Consider the following 14,989-nt stretch of genomic DNA (forward strand, 5'->3'; position numbering starts at 1 on the left):
GACAACGAATCATGGAACACTTTGAAATCAGCGATGCCCTAGCGGCAACACACGACGCCGCAACGCCGGAACAGCGCGCGGCGACACGTGATGACCTGAAAGCAGCGGCGGCGTCACTCGCTTTCGCGGCGCGGCGCATTATCAGATTCTCACCGGCGCGGGGTGATGACGTGTTGGTGGCGCGGCTTTTAGAGATGCAGGATTTCATCTTAAAAAGCGCGATTTTGTTTGATTTTGCGAGCGCAGCGGAAGCCCAAGAATCGCAGGTGTTTGCTGGTATAGACATGAGCACAACGCCAGCCCAAGCAATCGCAATTGATCGCAGCGCCGACGCGTGACCCGCCCTCGCCCTACCGCTGCAAAAACCCGCGAAACAAGGGCAAAACCATGCGTCTGCGTTTTACAAACGGGGGGTTGCGCCGTGGGTTTGGAAACAGGGAAAAACTTGGGAACACACTCCCAAGTTAAGACAGCGATGAGTACAGTGGGACTGCTGTTATCAAGCGATAGAAAGACGTAGATAAACACGTAAAAACACGCGGCTGAGATCGCGTTAGGGCAACTATCGGCGGCGCACACGCATGTAGACACCGGACAGTAAAACCCTAGTTAAGAATAGACAGGCGAAAAGGCCATCATGGCAGTGAACATTAAGGCTAATACCGGCAAGGCATCGAAAGCGAAAAGCCGGAAAGCCGACACCCCCGCAGATAGCACTCTATTAGAAAGCAGCCTTCTAAAAAGCAGCCTTCTAGAAAGCAGCCTTCTAGAGTGTACGCATGCGCGCGCGAACGATTCCGAAAAGATTTTATCTGAGGCGGGCGCGGGAGCGGGCGTAGGCGCAGTCGCTAGAAAGAAAATCAAGACGGGCCGTCCCCGCAAGTACGACAGGGCCGTCTTAGACGCGGTGCTGACCGCCGTCGCGAACGGTATGACGCTGACGAAAGCATGCGCGGCTAACCCGGCATGGCCCACGCGCGCCACCGTGTACGCCTGGATTCAAGACGACCCCGCGCTTAAGGCCCGGTATGAAACCGCGCTTGAATTTCAGTTCGCGTGCTGGGGCGATCAAATCATCGATATCCCCGACGCGATACAGGTAGGCGATCACACGCAGACCGCGCAGGACGGCACGCGCGTAAAGATCAAAACCAGCGACAAGATAGCGAAGGCGAAGCTACAGGCGCTAGTCAGGTTACAGGTACTAGGCAAGCTATCGGCTAAGTACCGAAACATAGGCAACACGTCCGAAGACGCGCAGACGTTCCGCGTGTTGAACAGCCCTGACTTAGACGGCGACGGCGAGGCATGAAGTGCGAACTATTGACGCCACCGCGCAATAACCTGTGATTTAGCCCCCGATTTAGCCCCGTGCCCCAGCCGTGAGTTAAGTGTGCGGAGTAAACGAATTTCAGAATGGCGAGTCTGACAGGCAATCCCATCCTGATTACCTGCCTGCCGATGAAATGTGCTGTTGAACTGACCGAAGCGGAGACGAAGACCTTGCAACAACTCTCGCGCAAGCATCCTCATCAAGACTTTCGAACCCGAGGGCTGGGTCTGCTGGAGCTTGGCAGCGGCCGACGGGTTCATGAGATCGCCGTCGAGCTCGATGTGAGCGACAAGTCGGTGTACAACTGGGTGCATTCCTGGAACGACAGGGGCCTGTGTGGTTTGCTGACCGGGCATAAAGGCGGGCGGCCTCGCGCGTTGTCTGATGCCTTGATCGCCACTGCCATCGAAGCGGCCCGCACCGAATCGATGACGCTCAAGCAGATCGCGCTGCGCATTGAGGAGGTGCATGGCCAGCCTTTGCCATGCCGCCTGGAAACGCTGTCGGTGGCGCTCAAGCGCGCGGGGTTTTCCTACAAACGTGGCCGCTACTCGCTCAAAAAAAGCGCGACGAACTGGAGTTCGCCGTGAAAGCAGGCACGCTCTCAAAGTTGCAGCAGGCCGCTCGTGATGGGGCGTGCCGCCTGGTCTACTTTGACCAATCAGGGTTCTGCGCTTCACCGCCGGTGCAACGCGGCTGGTCGCCCATCGGCGAGCCACACCGTGTTGTTCCTCGGCCGCATTGCAGACGCTCGGTCCTCGGCGCATTTGATTTCGGCGCCAACCTTCTGAAGCATGAAGTCAGCAAGGCGACCATCAAACGCCCCGCCGTCGTTGAGTTTCTTGACCAGATCGCGAAGGACGGCTCGCCCGGTCTGATGACGGTGGTCGTCCTCGACAACGCCTCGATTCATCACAACATCGAGCAGGAAACGATCGACCGGTGGTTTCTCGAGCATCGCATGGTGCTCTTCCATCTGCCGCCCTACAGTCCCGAGCTGAACCTGATCGAAATCGTTTGGAAGCATGCAAAGTATCACTGGCGACGTTTCGTTACCTGGACCAAGGAAACCATCGATGCTGAGATCGGCAAACTGCTCGCCGCCTACGGCTCAGAATTTGAAATCCGTTTCGCCTGAACACTTAAGCCACATAATCCATACAGCCGGTTATGCCGGTTTCGATATATAACTAGGATTGCCGAGCAATGCCCGATATCAAGCTTATCCCGTTGCATAGCGGGCAAAAGCAAATCTACCGTAATCGCGGGTCGCGCAACGTCCTGCGCTGCGGACGCCGTTACGGTAAGACGACGATGTTTGAGCAATGGGCCGCCAACTGGTCCGTACACGGTAAGCGCGTCGGCTACTTCGCGCCTAGCCACCGGCTGTGGATGCCTAGCTATCAGCGCATCTTAAAGGCGATACAGCCCGCCGTAGAAAGCGCGAGCAAGACCGGGGCAATCATCGAATTGAAAACCGGCGGTGCCGTTGAATTCTGGACGCTGAGCGATCCCGACGCCGGACGTAGCCGCTTTTATGACGAGGTGATCATTGACGAGGCTAGCTAGTGCCGGGCCTACGTGACATTTTCGAACAATCGATAGCGCCGACACTACTTGATCGCAACGGCAACGCCAGCATGGGCGGCACGCCGAAAGGCGTAGACGACGAATCGTTCTTCTATCAGGCGTGTTCAATCAAGGAACCGAACGACGACTGGCCCGAGGTCTGGCGCGAGTTCTACGCGCCGACGTCAGCGAACCCGATGCTAGACGCCGCCGCCGTCGCCGGGCTGAAGGCTAAGAACGCCCCGCTCGTCTGGGCACAGGAATACAACGCCGAGTTCGTGTCATGGGCGGGCGAAGCCTTCTTTAGCCTCGAAAAGCTAACCGCCGAGGGCCGGGGCGTGGCCTACCCCGTGCATTGCGATTACGTGTACGCCACGATTGATTCGGCGATGAAAGACGGTTCAGGCAATGACGGCACCGCCGTCGTGTACTTCGCGCGTAGCGAACACTTCGGCGTACCGCTTGTAGTCCTTGACTGGGAAATCCTACAGATCAACAGCGACTTGCTGACGACGTGGTTACCCAGCGTCTTTACCCGCCTTGAACAGCTAGCCGTGACGTGTAAGGCGCGCGCCGGTAGCGCCGGGGCGTTTATCGAGGACCGTGCCAGCGGCATCACCCTGAATCAATTCGCACAGCGCACGGGCTTGCCCGCACAGCCCATCGCCGGGGACATTACCGCACAGGGTAAAGACGGGCGCGCGATTCTAGCCAGTGCGCCGGTGCATCAGGAGCGCGTGAAGCTTAGCCAGTACGCGTTTGACAAGGTATCAACATACAAGGGCGTGTCCCGTAATCACCTAGTGCATCAGGTGTGTAGCTACGTCATCGGCGACAAGGACGCCGCGAAACGCAGCGATGACCTTTACGACGGTTTCGCGTACGGCGTTATCGTAGGCCTAGGCGGACCCGACGGCTTTTAACAGTGTTTTTAACGTTTTGCATTACTAACCGAGGACTTTTGAAATGACCACGAAGACAACATACGCGCCCTACCCGCCCACCGGCAGTCAACTCGTCACAGGCGCTGGCACGTTGACCCGCGTTACCGCGCCGGGACCGGACGCCATCATTGAGAACACCCTGGATTCAGGCGCGGGCTATGTAGCCCTGAAGAACAACTTCGTCATGGACGCGGTGATCTATGACTCAGCCACGGGCAAAGCCGACCTGTCCACGCCTATTCTCAGCGTGCACACCTCACGCGATACCGGGCCGCTCAGCATCGGCTTCAGCAAGGGCTTGTACATCGCGCAGAACAGCACGTCCAGCATCGCCGTCACCTATCAATAACCGGGAGCGCGACATGGCCGAAGCACACAAAGACACGCTGTCCCCCGAAGTGCGTAAGGAACTAAAAGACCATGCAACACTGTGCGGGTACGCGATGCGCGATGCCGTTGAAGTGTTGCACGCGGTAAAGGCCCTGCGTAGCGATACCCTCGCCCTACAGCTTCCCGGCTTTGACGTCTGGGGAGCCATTCTTAAGCTAGAACAAGACGTATACACATTGCTTAGCGCCGCCGCGAATTCACAGGAAATCACGACCCGGCAACTAAAAGAATAGCGTTATCACTTTTTCACTGTAAGAAACCGTTGTTTTAACCCTTTTGGATACCTAACCATGACTACCGAAATCCAGTTGCATGACCGCTACGGCAAACCGATTGACCGCCGTGTATCGACGCTTACCGCCGAACAGAAGGCCGAGGCGTTGCGCGCGGTAATCGCGGCACGACACGCCGTGTATGAAGCCTTCGCGCTCTTGTTTCAACTTAGCGGCGGCAACCCGGGCGAAGCCGGGGCGAAGCTGTTGGACGAAGCCTATGACAGCATCGTAGGCGCGAGTATCGAGATAGCGGGCGAAGCCGATGTCAGAAAGGACACGGTGTGGGCCGCACTCGGAAAAAACCCGGAGTTTCTCGAAGGCTACAAGGCGTTTCACGCGAAGTACACCGCCGATGTGCGGGCGAAGATCGAAGACTACAAGCCGGTCTAAGCACGGGACAGCGCACGTGAACGTCCATAAGAATAAGTACAGCACACGCACGGCACCGCTACAGGTGACGTTTCGCGGTACCGTACACGCGGCGCTAACGGCGTTTCATGTCGCCGCACAAGCACACGCACACGCACACGCGCCGCGCCCCCGCCCTACCCCGCCGCCCGCTGACGTTCCCGCACCCGCCGACGTTGTCAGTGCAGTTGATTGCAGCGCCGCCGCGCCTTTGACAACGCCCGCGATTGCGCTAGCGGTGAAGACGTGCAAGACATGCGGCGTCGAGAAACCGTTGACGGAGTTCACGACAGTTGCACGGATGCGCGACGGGTATTTGAAGGTATGCAAACCGTGTAAGAACACCGCCTATAAGCAATGGCGCGCGGCGGCGCAAAAACCGCAACGTACCGAAACCGCCGCCGTCGTTGCCAAGCGGAAACATTTGCGCGAGTTAGAGCGCGAGAACGAACGTCTACAAAAGCAAATCGAAAAAGCCGAGTGCGAACGCGCGGAACTACATGCACGGTATGAAGTCGCCGAGAAACGCGCACACGCGGACGCCGTAAAGAAGCATTTTGGAGAAACCCGGGAGGCGGAATGCGCGGCAAGCAAAGCCGTAGCGGCCATAGCCCGGGAAGCAAGGACAGCAAGGCCCGCCCAAGCGGTAAAGGCGAAAGCGTTCAAGGCCGAAGCCGTTACGGCGGTCAAGACCATCAGCGATTTAGTGACCTTTGACAGCCTTAAGGGCACGGCACGCCGGTTAAAAGGCCAGCCCGCCGTGTACAAGCACGGGCGCACGTGCATCACCGCCGTGTACAACCGTACGCGCGATGACTTCGATTTCACCGTCAGCGGCTGGCCCGCTGGCGCTGATGACATGGCCCGCGTGTTCGCACAGATAGAAAGCGGGCAAGGCCTAAAAGGAATGTTTTGATGACAGGCGATATGCCGTTGCGCCGCTACTTGCGCGTACCCGCTAACGAATTCGCTGACGCACAGGCGCTGGGTGCGCTTTACGATCCCGCCGTGCGACGCCTATATGTGCCTAATCACCGGGACCCGTCTGTGTTCGCGCGCTGGCTTCCCCGGGCACCCGTGAGTCCGCGTGCGGACGGTACAGTAAGCGCCGCCGAGGCTAACCTTGTGATCCCGCAAACCCTTGCCTATCAACCGCCGGTGTATAGCGCGTGGTCACGGCGTAATGTCATCAGACGGAGGCGCACGTGACGCGACGCCTACGCCGTGTTGTTGAACACGTATATGACGACCCCGCCTACCCGGTTCCCGTGCGTGTGTACGGCTATGTTGCGCCCGCCGATTCGGGCTGGACGCGTCAGACGCACGGCATCCGGCACAACCCGCTAAACCCCCGGCCCGAAATCGCGCCCTCGCTTTGGGCACCGGAGTACGTAGACGTCAACGAATCCCGGTGGCGCGCCGCACTGGACTACCCATTCTCTAGAGACGGCTAATCGCTATTGTGAGGCGTCTCCCGCCTCATCCACGCGGCGCACATGAGCTTCGTGCGCTTGATTCCACATCGCCATTACCTCATCAAATACTGCATTCAATTTTTCTTGAAGGTCCTTTGTCTGCGCAACAAAACGACTCATGTCAGTTTCGACACCTAGCTCTTTACGGATTAGGCACGCAATTTCATCAAGTTCTGATGCAAGCGTGCCTGATTCCGCTCTAAGCACCTTTACGTAGTCCATCTCGGCTTCATTGATCTTAAGATTTGCTATGTCCCTTGCCTCAGAATGTTTTTTTGCCCAGTCTTGATGCATCTGAAACGCGTTATTCAATCGTTCCAGTTGTCCGTCGTCCCGAATACCGCTTTCTACAAAAGCACCCATCTGCACCAGAACCCGTTTAACTTCCGCCCGTGAATCCGTATGGTTCGTATCAGCGGTATCTCGCTCAGACTTAGCTATCATCAAAGGCATCATGATATGTAAGGACTTCATCATGAACGAACTGTATCGTCCGGCCAATGCGCGGGCTTTCAAAGCCGTGTCCTGTTCGGCAACAATGCCTATTTTTGACACCGCTATTTGCAAACCTAGAAGCCCTTCGAACAAATTTTTATTCGTAAAATCCTGCTTCGGAAGTGTCCCGAGATAGTTTTGCGCTTTTATCAATTCCTCGACGCCGCTTAGATAAACCTCGCGCCGCATTGTGGCGAGACGCTCCTTATGTGCTTCGTCGGCGGCGTGCTGCCTATCGCGTTTGGATTCCTTTCGGGAACTCGTAAGCGAAAGCACAACCCCTGACCAAGTCAGGAAACCCACCAAAGTAGTCACGGACCCGGCAACGAAACTTGCGCACAAAATCGGATTAGCCATTGCCCAAGCGATGAACCCGTGCGAAGGGTGGGATGAGGCATTTACGGTAGCGGCAACCGACGATGCGGCGGGCGCGTAGAGATTGACCAGAGCCGAAGATGCGGGGGTAACCGGGTTTGCCATGTCGATGTTATACGTATGAGGACTTGCGAAGTCTACTGCAAGTCCTAGGCGGCAATGCCCGGCGCGACAAGCCTGAGGTAGAATCCTGAGCATGTACTTGTCGAATCGTTTCCCCCTTCTGCTGCACTGCTGGCGACCCTGATCGCTACGCGTCACCGCGCCCGTACGGGCTAAATTGTCACGTCTATACAACACGGGGCTAAAACGGGGCTAAAAGCCGTTTTCCCGACCGCATAAAGACGTGAAAATTCAATATAATCAAGCAGATAGGTGCTAAATTGTTATTAATGATCGACAACTACGATTCGTTCACCTATAACCTGGTTCAGTATTTCGGCGAACTGGGCGAAGACGTGCGGACGTTCCGCAACGACGAAATCACCCTCAGTGAAATCGCGAAACTGAATCCCGAGCGGATCTGCCTTTCGCCGGGGCCGAGCAATCCGCAACACGCGGGCATCACGCTCGACGTGTTGCGCGAATTTTCCGGCCAGATCCCCATTCTTGGCGTGTGTCTTGGCCATCAGGCCATTGGAGAGGCATTCGGCGGACGGGTCGTGCGCGCGCAAACCATCATGCATGGCAAGGTCAGCACGATCGAAACCGATTGCCGCGGCGTGTTTGCCGACCTGCCCAAGCATTTCAGCGTGACGCGGTATCACTCGCTGGCAATCGAGCGTGAATCGCTGCCGGACTGCCTGGAAGTATCTGCGTGGACACCCGATGGCGAAATCATGGGCGTGCGTCACAAGGAACTTGCGGTCGAAGGCGTTCAGTTCCACCCCGAATCGATCCTGTCCGAGCATGGCCACGCGCTGCTCGAGAACTTCGTTAAAAGCTCGAAGCAGGGCGAACGCGTGTGAACCGGGATCAGAACATGACTATTACGGCCCAGGAAGCGCTGCAACGGACCATCGAGCATCGTGAAATTTTCCACGATGAAATGCTCCACCTCATGCGCATGATCATGCGCGGCGAGATGTCGCCGGTGATGTCCGCCGCGATCATCACGGGATTGCGCGTGAAGAAGGAAACCATCGGCGAAATCGCAGCGGCGGCAACCGTCATGCGCGAATTCGCCAATCATGTGACGGTGCCGGACAGCGATAACCTCGTGGATATCGTCGGTACGGGCGGCGATGGCTCGCACACGTTCAACATCTCGACGGCAACCATGTTCGTTACCTCGGCCGCCGGCGCGAAGGTTGCGAAGCACGGGAATCGCGGGGTATCGAGTAAATCGGGCAGCGCGGACGTGCTCGAAGCGCTCGGCGTGAATATCGACTTGAAACCGGAACAGGTCGCGCAATCCATCGCCGAAACAGGCATGGGTTTCATGTTCGCGCCGAACCATCATCCGGCGATGAAAAACATCGCCGCCGTGCGACGTGAGCTCGGCGTGCGGACCATCTTCAACATTCTTGGCCCGCTGACCAACCCGGCAGGCGCGCCGAATCAGTTGATGGGCGTGTTTCATGAAGACCTCGTCGGCATCCAGGTTCGCGTGATGCAGCGCCTTGGCGCAAAGCACGTGCTGGTTGTGTACGGCAAGGACGGCATGGACGAAGTCTCGCTGGGAGCCGCGACGGTTGTCGGCGAACTGCGCGATGGGCAAGTCCGCGAATACGAGATTCATCCGGAAGATTTCGGCTTGCAGATGGTGTCGAACCGAACGCTCAAAGTGGCCGACGCGCAGGAATCGAAGACCATGCTGCTCGGCGCGCTCAATAACAAGCCGTGCGTGGCGCGCGAAATCGTCACGCTGAACGCAGGAACGGCGCTTTATGCCGCGAACGTCGTGGAATCGATCGAGGACGGCATGCGCCTCGCGAAAGAAGTGATCGCGAGCGGTCAGGCGCGCGAAAAAGTCGATGAACTCGTGCGCTTTACGCAGCAATTCGCCAAATAACGGAATCCGATATGAGTGACATTCTCGACCGCATCATCCAGGTCAAGCGCGACGAAATCCGCGTTTCACAAGAAAGCATTTCGGTGGAGGCGCTGCGTTTGCAAGCGAGCACGCGCGACTCGCGCGACTTCGTCGGCGCCTTGCGTGCGAAGCATGCTGAAGGTAAAGCGGCGGTGATTGCCGAGGTGAAGAAAGCGAGTCCGTCCAAGGGCGTACTACGCGAAAACTTCGTCCCCGCCGATATCGCCAGGTCGTATGAACGTGGCGGCGCCGCGTGTCTGTCGGTGCTGACCGATGTGCAGTTCTTCAAGGGCAGCGTCGCGTATCTTGAGGAAGCGCGCGCCGCGTGCAACTTGCCGGTCCTGCGCAAGGACTTCATCGTCGATCCGTATCAGATCCTCGAAGCCCGCGCGATGGGCGCCGATTGCATCTTGCTGATCGCCGCTGCGCTTCTGCCCGAACAAATGCGTGACCTCGAAGCCTATGCCCATTCACTGGGCCTCGCGGTGCTGGTCGAGGTTCACGATGAGAATGAGCTTGTGCAGGCGCTAACGCTGAAAACGCCGCTTATCGGCATCAACAACCGGAACCTCCGCACATTCCAGACGTCGATAGATACAACCATCGGCATGCTGGAAATGGTGCCGGAAGAGCGCCTTGTGGTGACCGAATCCGGAATCCTGTCGCGCGTGGATGTCGAACGGCTCCAGGCAATGGACGTGCAAACGTTCCTTGTCGGCGAAGCGTTCATGCGCGCCGACGATCCCGGCACCGAACTTGCGCGAATGTTCTTCTGACGCTGTTGCACGGAGTTTATTTTGGGTATTGAACGTGAGATCAAGCTGGCGCTGCCGACATCGGACCACGAAGAGATCGCAAGGGATCTGACGAAGCGAACGGGCCAGGAAGGCCGGAAGATTCACCTGACGAACGTCTACTTCGACACCGCTGACCGCGCGCTCGCCAAAGCAAAGAGCGCGGTGCGGCTGCGCGGCGCACCGGATCAATGGCTGCAGACGTACAAGACCGCAGGTGAGTCGAGTGGCGGCCTGCATAACCGGCACGAATGGGAAATGCCGGTTGCGGGCGAAGCGCTGGAGATCGACAAGCTGCTCGAACTTTGCGACGACGAACACGCGCGCAACGCTCTGCGTGACGCCGCGCCTGAGTTGAACGCCCTCTTCCGTACGGACTTTGACCGCGTGATATGGAACGTCGATATCGATGGCGCGACAATCGAAGCCGCGCTAGATCTTGGCGAAGTCGTAACGGATATCGATGGCGAGCGCCGCACCACGCCCATCAGCGAACTGGAACTCGAACTCAAATCCGGCGACGAAGCCGGAATGACCAACCTCGCCGCCCAGATGCGTGGCGCGTTTCTCTACCTCCAGCCTGAAGATGCGAGCAAGGCGCGCCGTGGTTACGAATTGTGCGAGCCAAAGGCGGAAGGTTCGAACGGTGGCGTGAAATGAACCAGGCGTTGTTGTTCGAGGCCGAAGGCGCTTCGGAAAGTCATCCGTTCACAACGCTTGAGAGCCAGTTCGATGCATTGCCGGCCGATTGGCGCAAGCACCTGAAGGCGTTCATCGAAAGTCCGCATTACGGCGCGTTGTGCGCGTTCGTGGACACTGAGCGCGCCGCCGGCAAGACCGTGTATCCCGCCGATGTCTTTCGCGCCTTGCGTCTGACCAGTCCCGCCGACGTCAAAGTGGTGATTCTCGGACAAGATCCGTATCACGGCGAAGACCGTGGCGCACCGCAGGCTCATGGCCTCGCGTTTTCGGTTCCGGCGCCGGTCCGTCCGCCGCCGTCGTTGCGCAACATCTTCAAGGAAATCAACGCGAGCCTCGGTTTTGCCGCGCCGAATCACGGTTGTCTCGACGCGTGGGCGCAGCAAGGCGTGCTGTTGCTGAACACATCGCTGACCGTGGAACGCGATAAAGCCGGCAGCCACGCCAAACGGGGCTGGGAACATTGCACCGACACGCTGATTCACGAGCTTGCGATGCGGCACGAACATCTCGTGTTCATGCTTTGGGGCGCGCATGCGCAGGCGAAACGCGGATTGATCGCGTCTGCCGTGGCAGCGGGAAAAGCGCATTGCGTGCTCGAGGCGCCGCATCCGTCGCCGTTATCGGCACATCGCGGATTTTTGGGCTGTGGGCATTTCGCGTCGGCGAATGCTTACCTGGAAGAAAATGGACGGCGGGCCATCGACTGGCGTTTGCCTGATCTGCCAAACTGAAGCGCCAAGAAAAAGCCCGCCGTGTCTATCAAACACACGGCGGGCTTTTTTAAAGCTGAAGCAACTTACAGTGCAGCGATCGAATCCCGAGCCGTAGCCAACGCGGCGCCGGCAGCGTCCGGACCCATTGCCAGGCCTTCAGCGAACACGAAGCTGACATCGGTCATGCCGAGGAACCCGAGGAACGACTTCAGATAAGGCGTTTGCGAATCGTTCGGCGTGCCGCTGTACTTGCCGCCACGTGCCGACACAACGATCACCTTCTTGCCCGTCACGAGGCCCTCCGGGCCGTTCGCGCCGTATTTGAACGTGATGCCGGCGCGTGCGATCCAGTCGAAGTAAGCCTTCAGTTGCGATGAAATGCCGAAGTTGTACATCGGTGCTGCGATCACAACGATGTCAGCCGATTGCAATTCGGCGATCAGCGCTTCGCTCTTTGCATGAATGGCGTTTTGCTCGGCGGTGCGGGCATCGGCCGGCGTGAAGAACGCGCCTAGCGTGGCGTCGTCGAGATGCGGGAGGTTATTGGCGAGAAGGTTGCGAACCACGAGCTTCGCGCCAGCATGCGATTGCAGCAGCTTGGCCGCGACTTCGTCGGCGAGCAACGTGGACTGGGCGCCTTGCGAGCGGGCAGCGGAATTGATTTGAAGAATGGTCGTCATGATGACTCCTGTCCCTTGGTTGAGTGCGAGCGCGAAAACGCTCTGACAGGACGCATTCTTCGTGGTTAATCGATCGGGAAAAAGCTGTGCACCCATGACGGATCGTTGCACTGATAGAACAATCCGCCTTTTGGCCGCTATTGCTGCATCAACCTTTCAGCCAGCGTTCACGCCATTGCTTCGTCTGAGCGCTGGAATCGGCCGTGGAAAGCACGTGACGGGACACGTCCGGCGCGTCGAGTTTCACCTGCGTCACGCGCAATTCGTCGCGACGGAATGCGTGAACTTCAACCCTCGCGCCGGGCAGATAACGCGAAAGCAGTGAATCGAGATTGGAACCCGTGACGCGCAGACCATCGATTGCAACCAGCACATCTCCCGCCGATAACCCCGCCTTCTGCGCCGCACTGTTCTCGTGGACGGCCGCAAGCACGCAATCCGCGCCGCCGCGAATGCGTGCGCCAAGCGACGGCTTGCCTGCCGTGCCGTTCGTGGCGATATCGGCGGCGAGCTTGATGCCGAACGGTTCCAGCAAGGTCTCCAGCGGCAGATCGCGGGTGCCGTGCACGCCCTCGCGGAAGAGCTTCCTCAGATCGGCGCCGGTGGCTTCGGCAAACAGCGCTTCGACTTCGCTCTCTTCAATGCCGCGCGCCCGGCCGTTGTAGAAATCGCGGCCGTAGCGCTGCCACAAAAGACGCATCACGTCGTCGAGCGACTTCTTGCCTTCCGTTTGCGCGCGAATCGACAGATCGAAAGCGAGCGCGACAAGCGAGCCCTTCTGGTAATAACTGACGATGGCGTTCGCCGCGTTCTCATCCTGCCGATAATATTTGACCCAGGCATCGAACGAGCTTTCCGCTACGGTTTGCTTCAACCGTCCCGAGCCGCGCAACACGCCGCCGATCGTCTTGCCTAGCAGCGCAAAATAATCGCTTGCGCTGATCGAGCCGGTGCGCACGAGTATCAGGTCGTCGTAGTACGACGTGAACCCTTCGAACAGCCACAGCAACGACGTGTAATTTTCCTGCGATAAATCGTATGGCGCGAACGCTGCAGGTTTGATGCGCTTCACGTTCCACGTATGGAAATATTCGTGACTGCACAGCCCCAGATACGTCCTGTATCCATCGGTCATCTCCGGCCGTCCGGTGACGGGAAGGTCCGCGCGATTGCAGATCAACGCGGTCGATGCACGATGTTCCAGCCCGCCATAACCATCGCCGACGGCAACGGTCATGAACACATAACGATCGATAGGCGCCTTCTTCGTGCGCGGCTCGAAGAGCGCAATTTGCGACTCGCAGATGCGCTTGAGATCGGTTTCGAGACGCCGCATATCGAGCGCGGTCACGCGGCCCGAAATCACGATGTCATGCTTCGCGCCGTGAGCATCGAAGGAACCAAGCGCGAACTCGCCGAGCGTCACGGGATGATCGATCAGCGCGTCGTAATTCGGCGCTTCGTACGCGCCAAAGCCATAGCGCTTCGTGCCGCGCGCTTCCGGCAACGCCGTGGCGACGCGCCAGCTTGCATACTGCGCGCCCGAAGGCTTCTGAATATCCACGATGCACGGCGCATCCGCCTGCCCTTCCACGGCCAGGAACACGCTCGTGCCGTTGAAGAAGCCGATGGTGTCATCCAGATGCGCCGCTCGCACCGACAAATCCCAGCCGTAGACCTCGTAACGCAGCATGATCGGGCCGTCGTGCGGCGCGGTTTGCCATGCGTGTTTGTCGGTCTTCCCGATGCCGATCTTTCGTCCCGCTGCGTTGAACGCCTGCAACGTCACGATATTGCGCGCGAATTCGCGAATCATGTAGCTGCCCGGAATCCACACGGGCAGCACGAAGCGCTGGCCGGCCGGATCGGGTTGCGCAACGGTCAACGTCACTTCGAACACATGCGCTGCGGGATGTTTCGGAACGATGGTGTATCGGATGGCGTTCATGCTTCGAGATCCTTTCTTCTTATCGCCGGCGAGGCTGGCGTTGGATGCCTGTTTGAAAGCGAAAGAGGCGCATCGCGCGCCTCCTTTCGTGGATCGGCCGCTACGTTCAGCGAACCGCCGACAATTCCTTTTCCAGCCGGTCAGCCGGAATGGCGCCGGGGAGACGGCGTCCATCGGCGAGGAAGACCGTAGGCGTGCCGGTCACGTTCATCGACTGGCCGAGCTTCAGGTTTTTATCGATGGCGGTCGTATCGCAACTTGCCGAAGCGGTCGGCGCGCTGTGGTCGAGCATCCAGCCTTCCCATGCGTTCGAGCGATCCTTCGAGCACCAGATGGACTTGGACTTGGACGTAGAATCCGGCGATAAAACCGGGTACAGGAACGTGTAGACGGTGACGTTATCGACGGATTTCAGCGTGGTTTCGAGTTGCTTGCAATACGGGCAGTTCGGGTCCGAGAACACCGCGATCTTGCGTGCGCCGGTGCCCTTCACGACCTTCACGGCGTTCTCGAACGGCAGCTTCGCAAAGTCGATCTTGTTGGTTTCCGCGAGACGCGCTTCGGTAAGATTCGTGCGCGTGCGGGTATCGACGAGATCGCCCATCAGCAAGTAATTGCCGGTCGCGTCCGTGTAGACGATCTGGGCGCCGAGGTTCACCTCGTACAGGCCCGGAACGGGCGACTTCTGGATGCTCTTGATATCGGCGTCGCCAATACGCGACTGCAGCGTGGACTTGATCTTGTCGGTGGTCTGATCGGCCTGGGCCGCGATGCCGATGCCAAACACCGCTGCCAGCGTGGCGGCAGCGACCAGAGCGCGGCGAAGAATGATTTTCATTCGGATTCCTGTGAT

20 protein-coding genes are annotated in these 14,989 nt (G+C 58.5%); 16 read left to right on the forward strand and 4 right to left on the reverse strand.

Annotation, left to right across the window (positions count from 1 at the left end; translation table 11 throughout):
* The first annotated feature begins 11 nt into the window (after nucleotides 1-11).
* The 11 genes from AX768_RS13425 to AX768_RS32775 all read left to right on the forward strand — a co-directional run bounded on the left by AX768_RS13425 (nucleotide 12) and on the right by AX768_RS32775 (nucleotide 6,128).
* On the forward strand, nucleotides 12-338 hold the full coding sequence (locus AX768_RS13425) for a hypothetical protein (protein ID WP_062000371.1): 327 nt from the start codon (nucleotides 12-14) through the stop codon (nucleotides 336-338).
* A gap of 299 nt (nucleotides 339-637) precedes the next feature.
* Complete coding sequence (locus tag AX768_RS33685) at nucleotides 638-1,312, forward strand: hypothetical protein (protein ID WP_062000372.1); 675 nt, start codon at nucleotides 638-640, stop codon at nucleotides 1,310-1,312.
* Nucleotides 1,313-1,416: 104 nt separating this feature from the next.
* Entirely contained in the window at nucleotides 1,417-1,923 is a 507-nt protein-coding gene (locus AX768_RS13435) for a helix-turn-helix domain-containing protein (protein ID WP_231941265.1), read from the forward strand.
* Nucleotides 1,920-2,471, forward strand: a complete 552-nt coding sequence (locus AX768_RS13440) for an IS630 family transposase (RefSeq protein WP_197672636.1) — start codon at nucleotides 1,920-1,922, stop codon at nucleotides 2,469-2,471. Before AX768_RS13435 ends, AX768_RS13440 begins: the two co-directional genes overlap by 4 nt.
* A gap of 68 nt (nucleotides 2,472-2,539) precedes the next feature.
* Nucleotides 2,540-2,902, forward strand: a complete 363-nt coding sequence (locus AX768_RS33465; RefSeq protein ID WP_197672638.1) for a hypothetical protein — start codon at nucleotides 2,540-2,542, stop codon at nucleotides 2,900-2,902.
* Between the two features lie 71 nt (nucleotides 2,903-2,973).
* Nucleotides 2,974-3,825 carry a hypothetical protein gene (locus AX768_RS33690; protein WP_231941278.1) on the forward strand — a complete coding sequence of 284 codons (852 nt, stop codon included), beginning with the start codon at nucleotides 2,974-2,976 and terminating at the stop codon, nucleotides 3,823-3,825.
* Nucleotides 3,826-3,868: 43 nt separating this feature from the next.
* Entirely contained in the window at nucleotides 3,869-4,195 is a 327-nt protein-coding gene (locus AX768_RS13450) for a hypothetical protein (protein ID WP_062000373.1), read from the forward strand.
* 13 nt (nucleotides 4,196-4,208) lie between these two features.
* A complete protein-coding gene (locus tag AX768_RS13455) occupies nucleotides 4,209-4,469 on the forward strand; it encodes a hypothetical protein (RefSeq protein WP_062000374.1) in 261 nt (86 codons plus the stop codon).
* A 57-nt stretch (nucleotides 4,470-4,526) separates the two neighbouring features.
* The gene (locus tag AX768_RS13460) at nucleotides 4,527-4,901 is read left to right on the forward strand and encodes a hypothetical protein (protein WP_062000375.1); all 375 of its coding nucleotides are present in this window, start codon (nucleotides 4,527-4,529) and stop codon (nucleotides 4,899-4,901) included.
* Nucleotides 4,902-5,193: 292 nt separating this feature from the next.
* Nucleotides 5,194-5,835 carry a hypothetical protein gene (locus AX768_RS13465; RefSeq protein WP_155524236.1) on the forward strand — a complete coding sequence of 214 codons (642 nt, stop codon included), beginning with the start codon at nucleotides 5,194-5,196 and terminating at the stop codon, nucleotides 5,833-5,835.
* Nucleotides 5,835-6,128, forward strand: a complete 294-nt coding sequence (locus tag AX768_RS32775) for a DUF5710 domain-containing protein (protein ID WP_155524237.1) — start codon at nucleotides 5,835-5,837, stop codon at nucleotides 6,126-6,128. Before AX768_RS13465 ends, AX768_RS32775 begins: the two co-directional genes overlap by 1 nt.
* 248 nt (nucleotides 6,129-6,376) lie before the next feature.
* Here AX768_RS32775 and AX768_RS13470 read toward each other — a convergent pair whose 3' ends face one another.
* A complete protein-coding gene (locus tag AX768_RS13470; protein ID WP_155524238.1) occupies nucleotides 6,377-7,369 on the reverse strand; it encodes a hypothetical protein in 993 nt (330 codons plus the stop codon).
* Between the two features lie 278 nt (nucleotides 7,370-7,647).
* On the opposite strand from AX768_RS13470, the gene AX768_RS13475 reads away from it, so the two are divergent.
* Genes AX768_RS13475 through AX768_RS13495 form a run of 5 tightly spaced genes read left to right on the forward strand, consistent with a single transcriptional unit; the run spans nucleotide 7,648 to nucleotide 11,526 of the window.
* Entirely contained in the window at nucleotides 7,648-8,232 is a 585-nt protein-coding gene (locus AX768_RS13475) for an aminodeoxychorismate/anthranilate synthase component II (RefSeq protein ID WP_062000378.1), read from the forward strand.
* A gap of 14 nt (nucleotides 8,233-8,246) precedes the next feature.
* Nucleotides 8,247-9,278 carry an anthranilate phosphoribosyltransferase gene (gene trpD, locus AX768_RS13480; protein WP_062000990.1) on the forward strand — a complete coding sequence of 344 codons (1,032 nt, stop codon included), beginning with the start codon at nucleotides 8,247-8,249 and terminating at the stop codon, nucleotides 9,276-9,278.
* An 11-nt stretch (nucleotides 9,279-9,289) separates the two neighbouring features.
* Nucleotides 9,290-10,075: an indole-3-glycerol phosphate synthase TrpC gene (gene trpC / locus AX768_RS13485; RefSeq protein WP_062000379.1), complete on the forward strand. Its 786-nt coding sequence runs from the start codon at nucleotides 9,290-9,292 to the stop codon at nucleotides 10,073-10,075.
* Between the two features lie 21 nt (nucleotides 10,076-10,096).
* Entirely contained in the window at nucleotides 10,097-10,753 is a 657-nt protein-coding gene (locus tag AX768_RS13490; protein ID WP_062000380.1) for a CYTH domain-containing protein, read from the forward strand.
* A complete protein-coding gene (locus AX768_RS13495) occupies nucleotides 10,750-11,526 on the forward strand; it encodes a uracil-DNA glycosylase (RefSeq protein ID WP_062000381.1) in 777 nt (258 codons plus the stop codon). The genes AX768_RS13490 and AX768_RS13495 overlap by 4 nt, the downstream gene beginning before the upstream one ends.
* A gap of 65 nt (nucleotides 11,527-11,591) precedes the next feature.
* Here the strand turns inward: AX768_RS13495 and AX768_RS13500 are convergent, their stop codons facing one another.
* The 3 genes from AX768_RS13500 to AX768_RS13510 form a co-directional block, all read right to left on the reverse strand.
* Entirely contained in the window at nucleotides 11,592-12,188 is a 597-nt protein-coding gene (locus AX768_RS13500) for an FMN-dependent NADH-azoreductase (protein WP_062000382.1), read from the reverse strand.
* Nucleotides 12,189-12,336: 148 nt separating this feature from the next.
* Complete coding sequence (locus tag AX768_RS13505; protein WP_062000383.1) at nucleotides 12,337-14,136, reverse strand: M61 family metallopeptidase; 1,800 nt, start codon at nucleotides 14,134-14,136, stop codon at nucleotides 12,337-12,339.
* Nucleotides 14,137-14,242: 106 nt separating this feature from the next.
* A complete protein-coding gene (locus AX768_RS13510; RefSeq protein WP_062000384.1) occupies nucleotides 14,243-14,974 on the reverse strand; it encodes a DsbC family protein in 732 nt (243 codons plus the stop codon).
* Nucleotides 14,975-14,989: the final 15 nt, after the last annotated feature.

The organism is Burkholderia sp. PAMC 28687 (assembly GCF_001577465.1).
Taxonomy (GTDB): Bacteria; Pseudomonadota; Gammaproteobacteria; order Burkholderiales; family Burkholderiaceae; genus Caballeronia.

Coding starts and splice junctions, on each gene's coding strand:
- AX768_RS13450 (WP_062000373.1), top strand. CDS start 3,869: ATGACCACGAAGACAACATACGCGCCCTACCCGCCCACCGGCAGTCAA.
- AX768_RS13495 (WP_062000381.1), top strand. CDS start 10,750: ATGAACCAGGCGTTGTTGTTCGAGGCCGAAGGCGCTTCGGAAAGTCAT.
- AX768_RS13455 (WP_062000374.1), top strand. CDS start 4,209: ATGGCCGAAGCACACAAAGACACGCTGTCCCCCGAAGTGCGTAAGGAA.
- AX768_RS13425 (WP_062000371.1), top strand. CDS start 12: ATGGAACACTTTGAAATCAGCGATGCCCTAGCGGCAACACACGACGCC.
- AX768_RS33685 (WP_062000372.1), top strand. CDS start 638: ATGGCAGTGAACATTAAGGCTAATACCGGCAAGGCATCGAAAGCGAAA.
- trpD (WP_062000990.1), top strand. CDS start 8,247: ATGACTATTACGGCCCAGGAAGCGCTGCAACGGACCATCGAGCATCGT.
- AX768_RS13510 (WP_062000384.1), bottom strand. CDS start 14,974: ATGAAAATCATTCTTCGCCGCGCTCTGGTCGCTGCCGCCACGCTGGCA.
- AX768_RS13500 (WP_062000382.1), bottom strand. CDS start 12,188: ATGACGACCATTCTTCAAATCAATTCCGCTGCCCGCTCGCAAGGCGCC.
- AX768_RS13505 (WP_062000383.1), bottom strand. CDS start 14,136: ATGAACGCCATCCGATACACCATCGTTCCGAAACATCCCGCAGCGCAT.
- AX768_RS13470 (WP_155524238.1), bottom strand. CDS start 7,369: ATGGCAAACCCGGTTACCCCCGCATCTTCGGCTCTGGTCAATCTCTAC.
- AX768_RS32775 (WP_155524237.1), top strand. CDS start 5,835: ATGACAGGCGATATGCCGTTGCGCCGCTACTTGCGCGTACCCGCTAAC.
- AX768_RS33690 (WP_231941278.1), top strand. CDS start 2,974: ATGGGCGGCACGCCGAAAGGCGTAGACGACGAATCGTTCTTCTATCAG.
- AX768_RS13460 (WP_062000375.1), top strand. CDS start 4,527: ATGACTACCGAAATCCAGTTGCATGACCGCTACGGCAAACCGATTGAC.
- AX768_RS13435 (WP_231941265.1), top strand. CDS start 1,417: ATGGCGAGTCTGACAGGCAATCCCATCCTGATTACCTGCCTGCCGATG.
- AX768_RS33465 (WP_197672638.1), top strand. CDS start 2,540: ATGCCCGATATCAAGCTTATCCCGTTGCATAGCGGGCAAAAGCAAATC.
- trpC (WP_062000379.1), top strand. CDS start 9,290: ATGAGTGACATTCTCGACCGCATCATCCAGGTCAAGCGCGACGAAATC.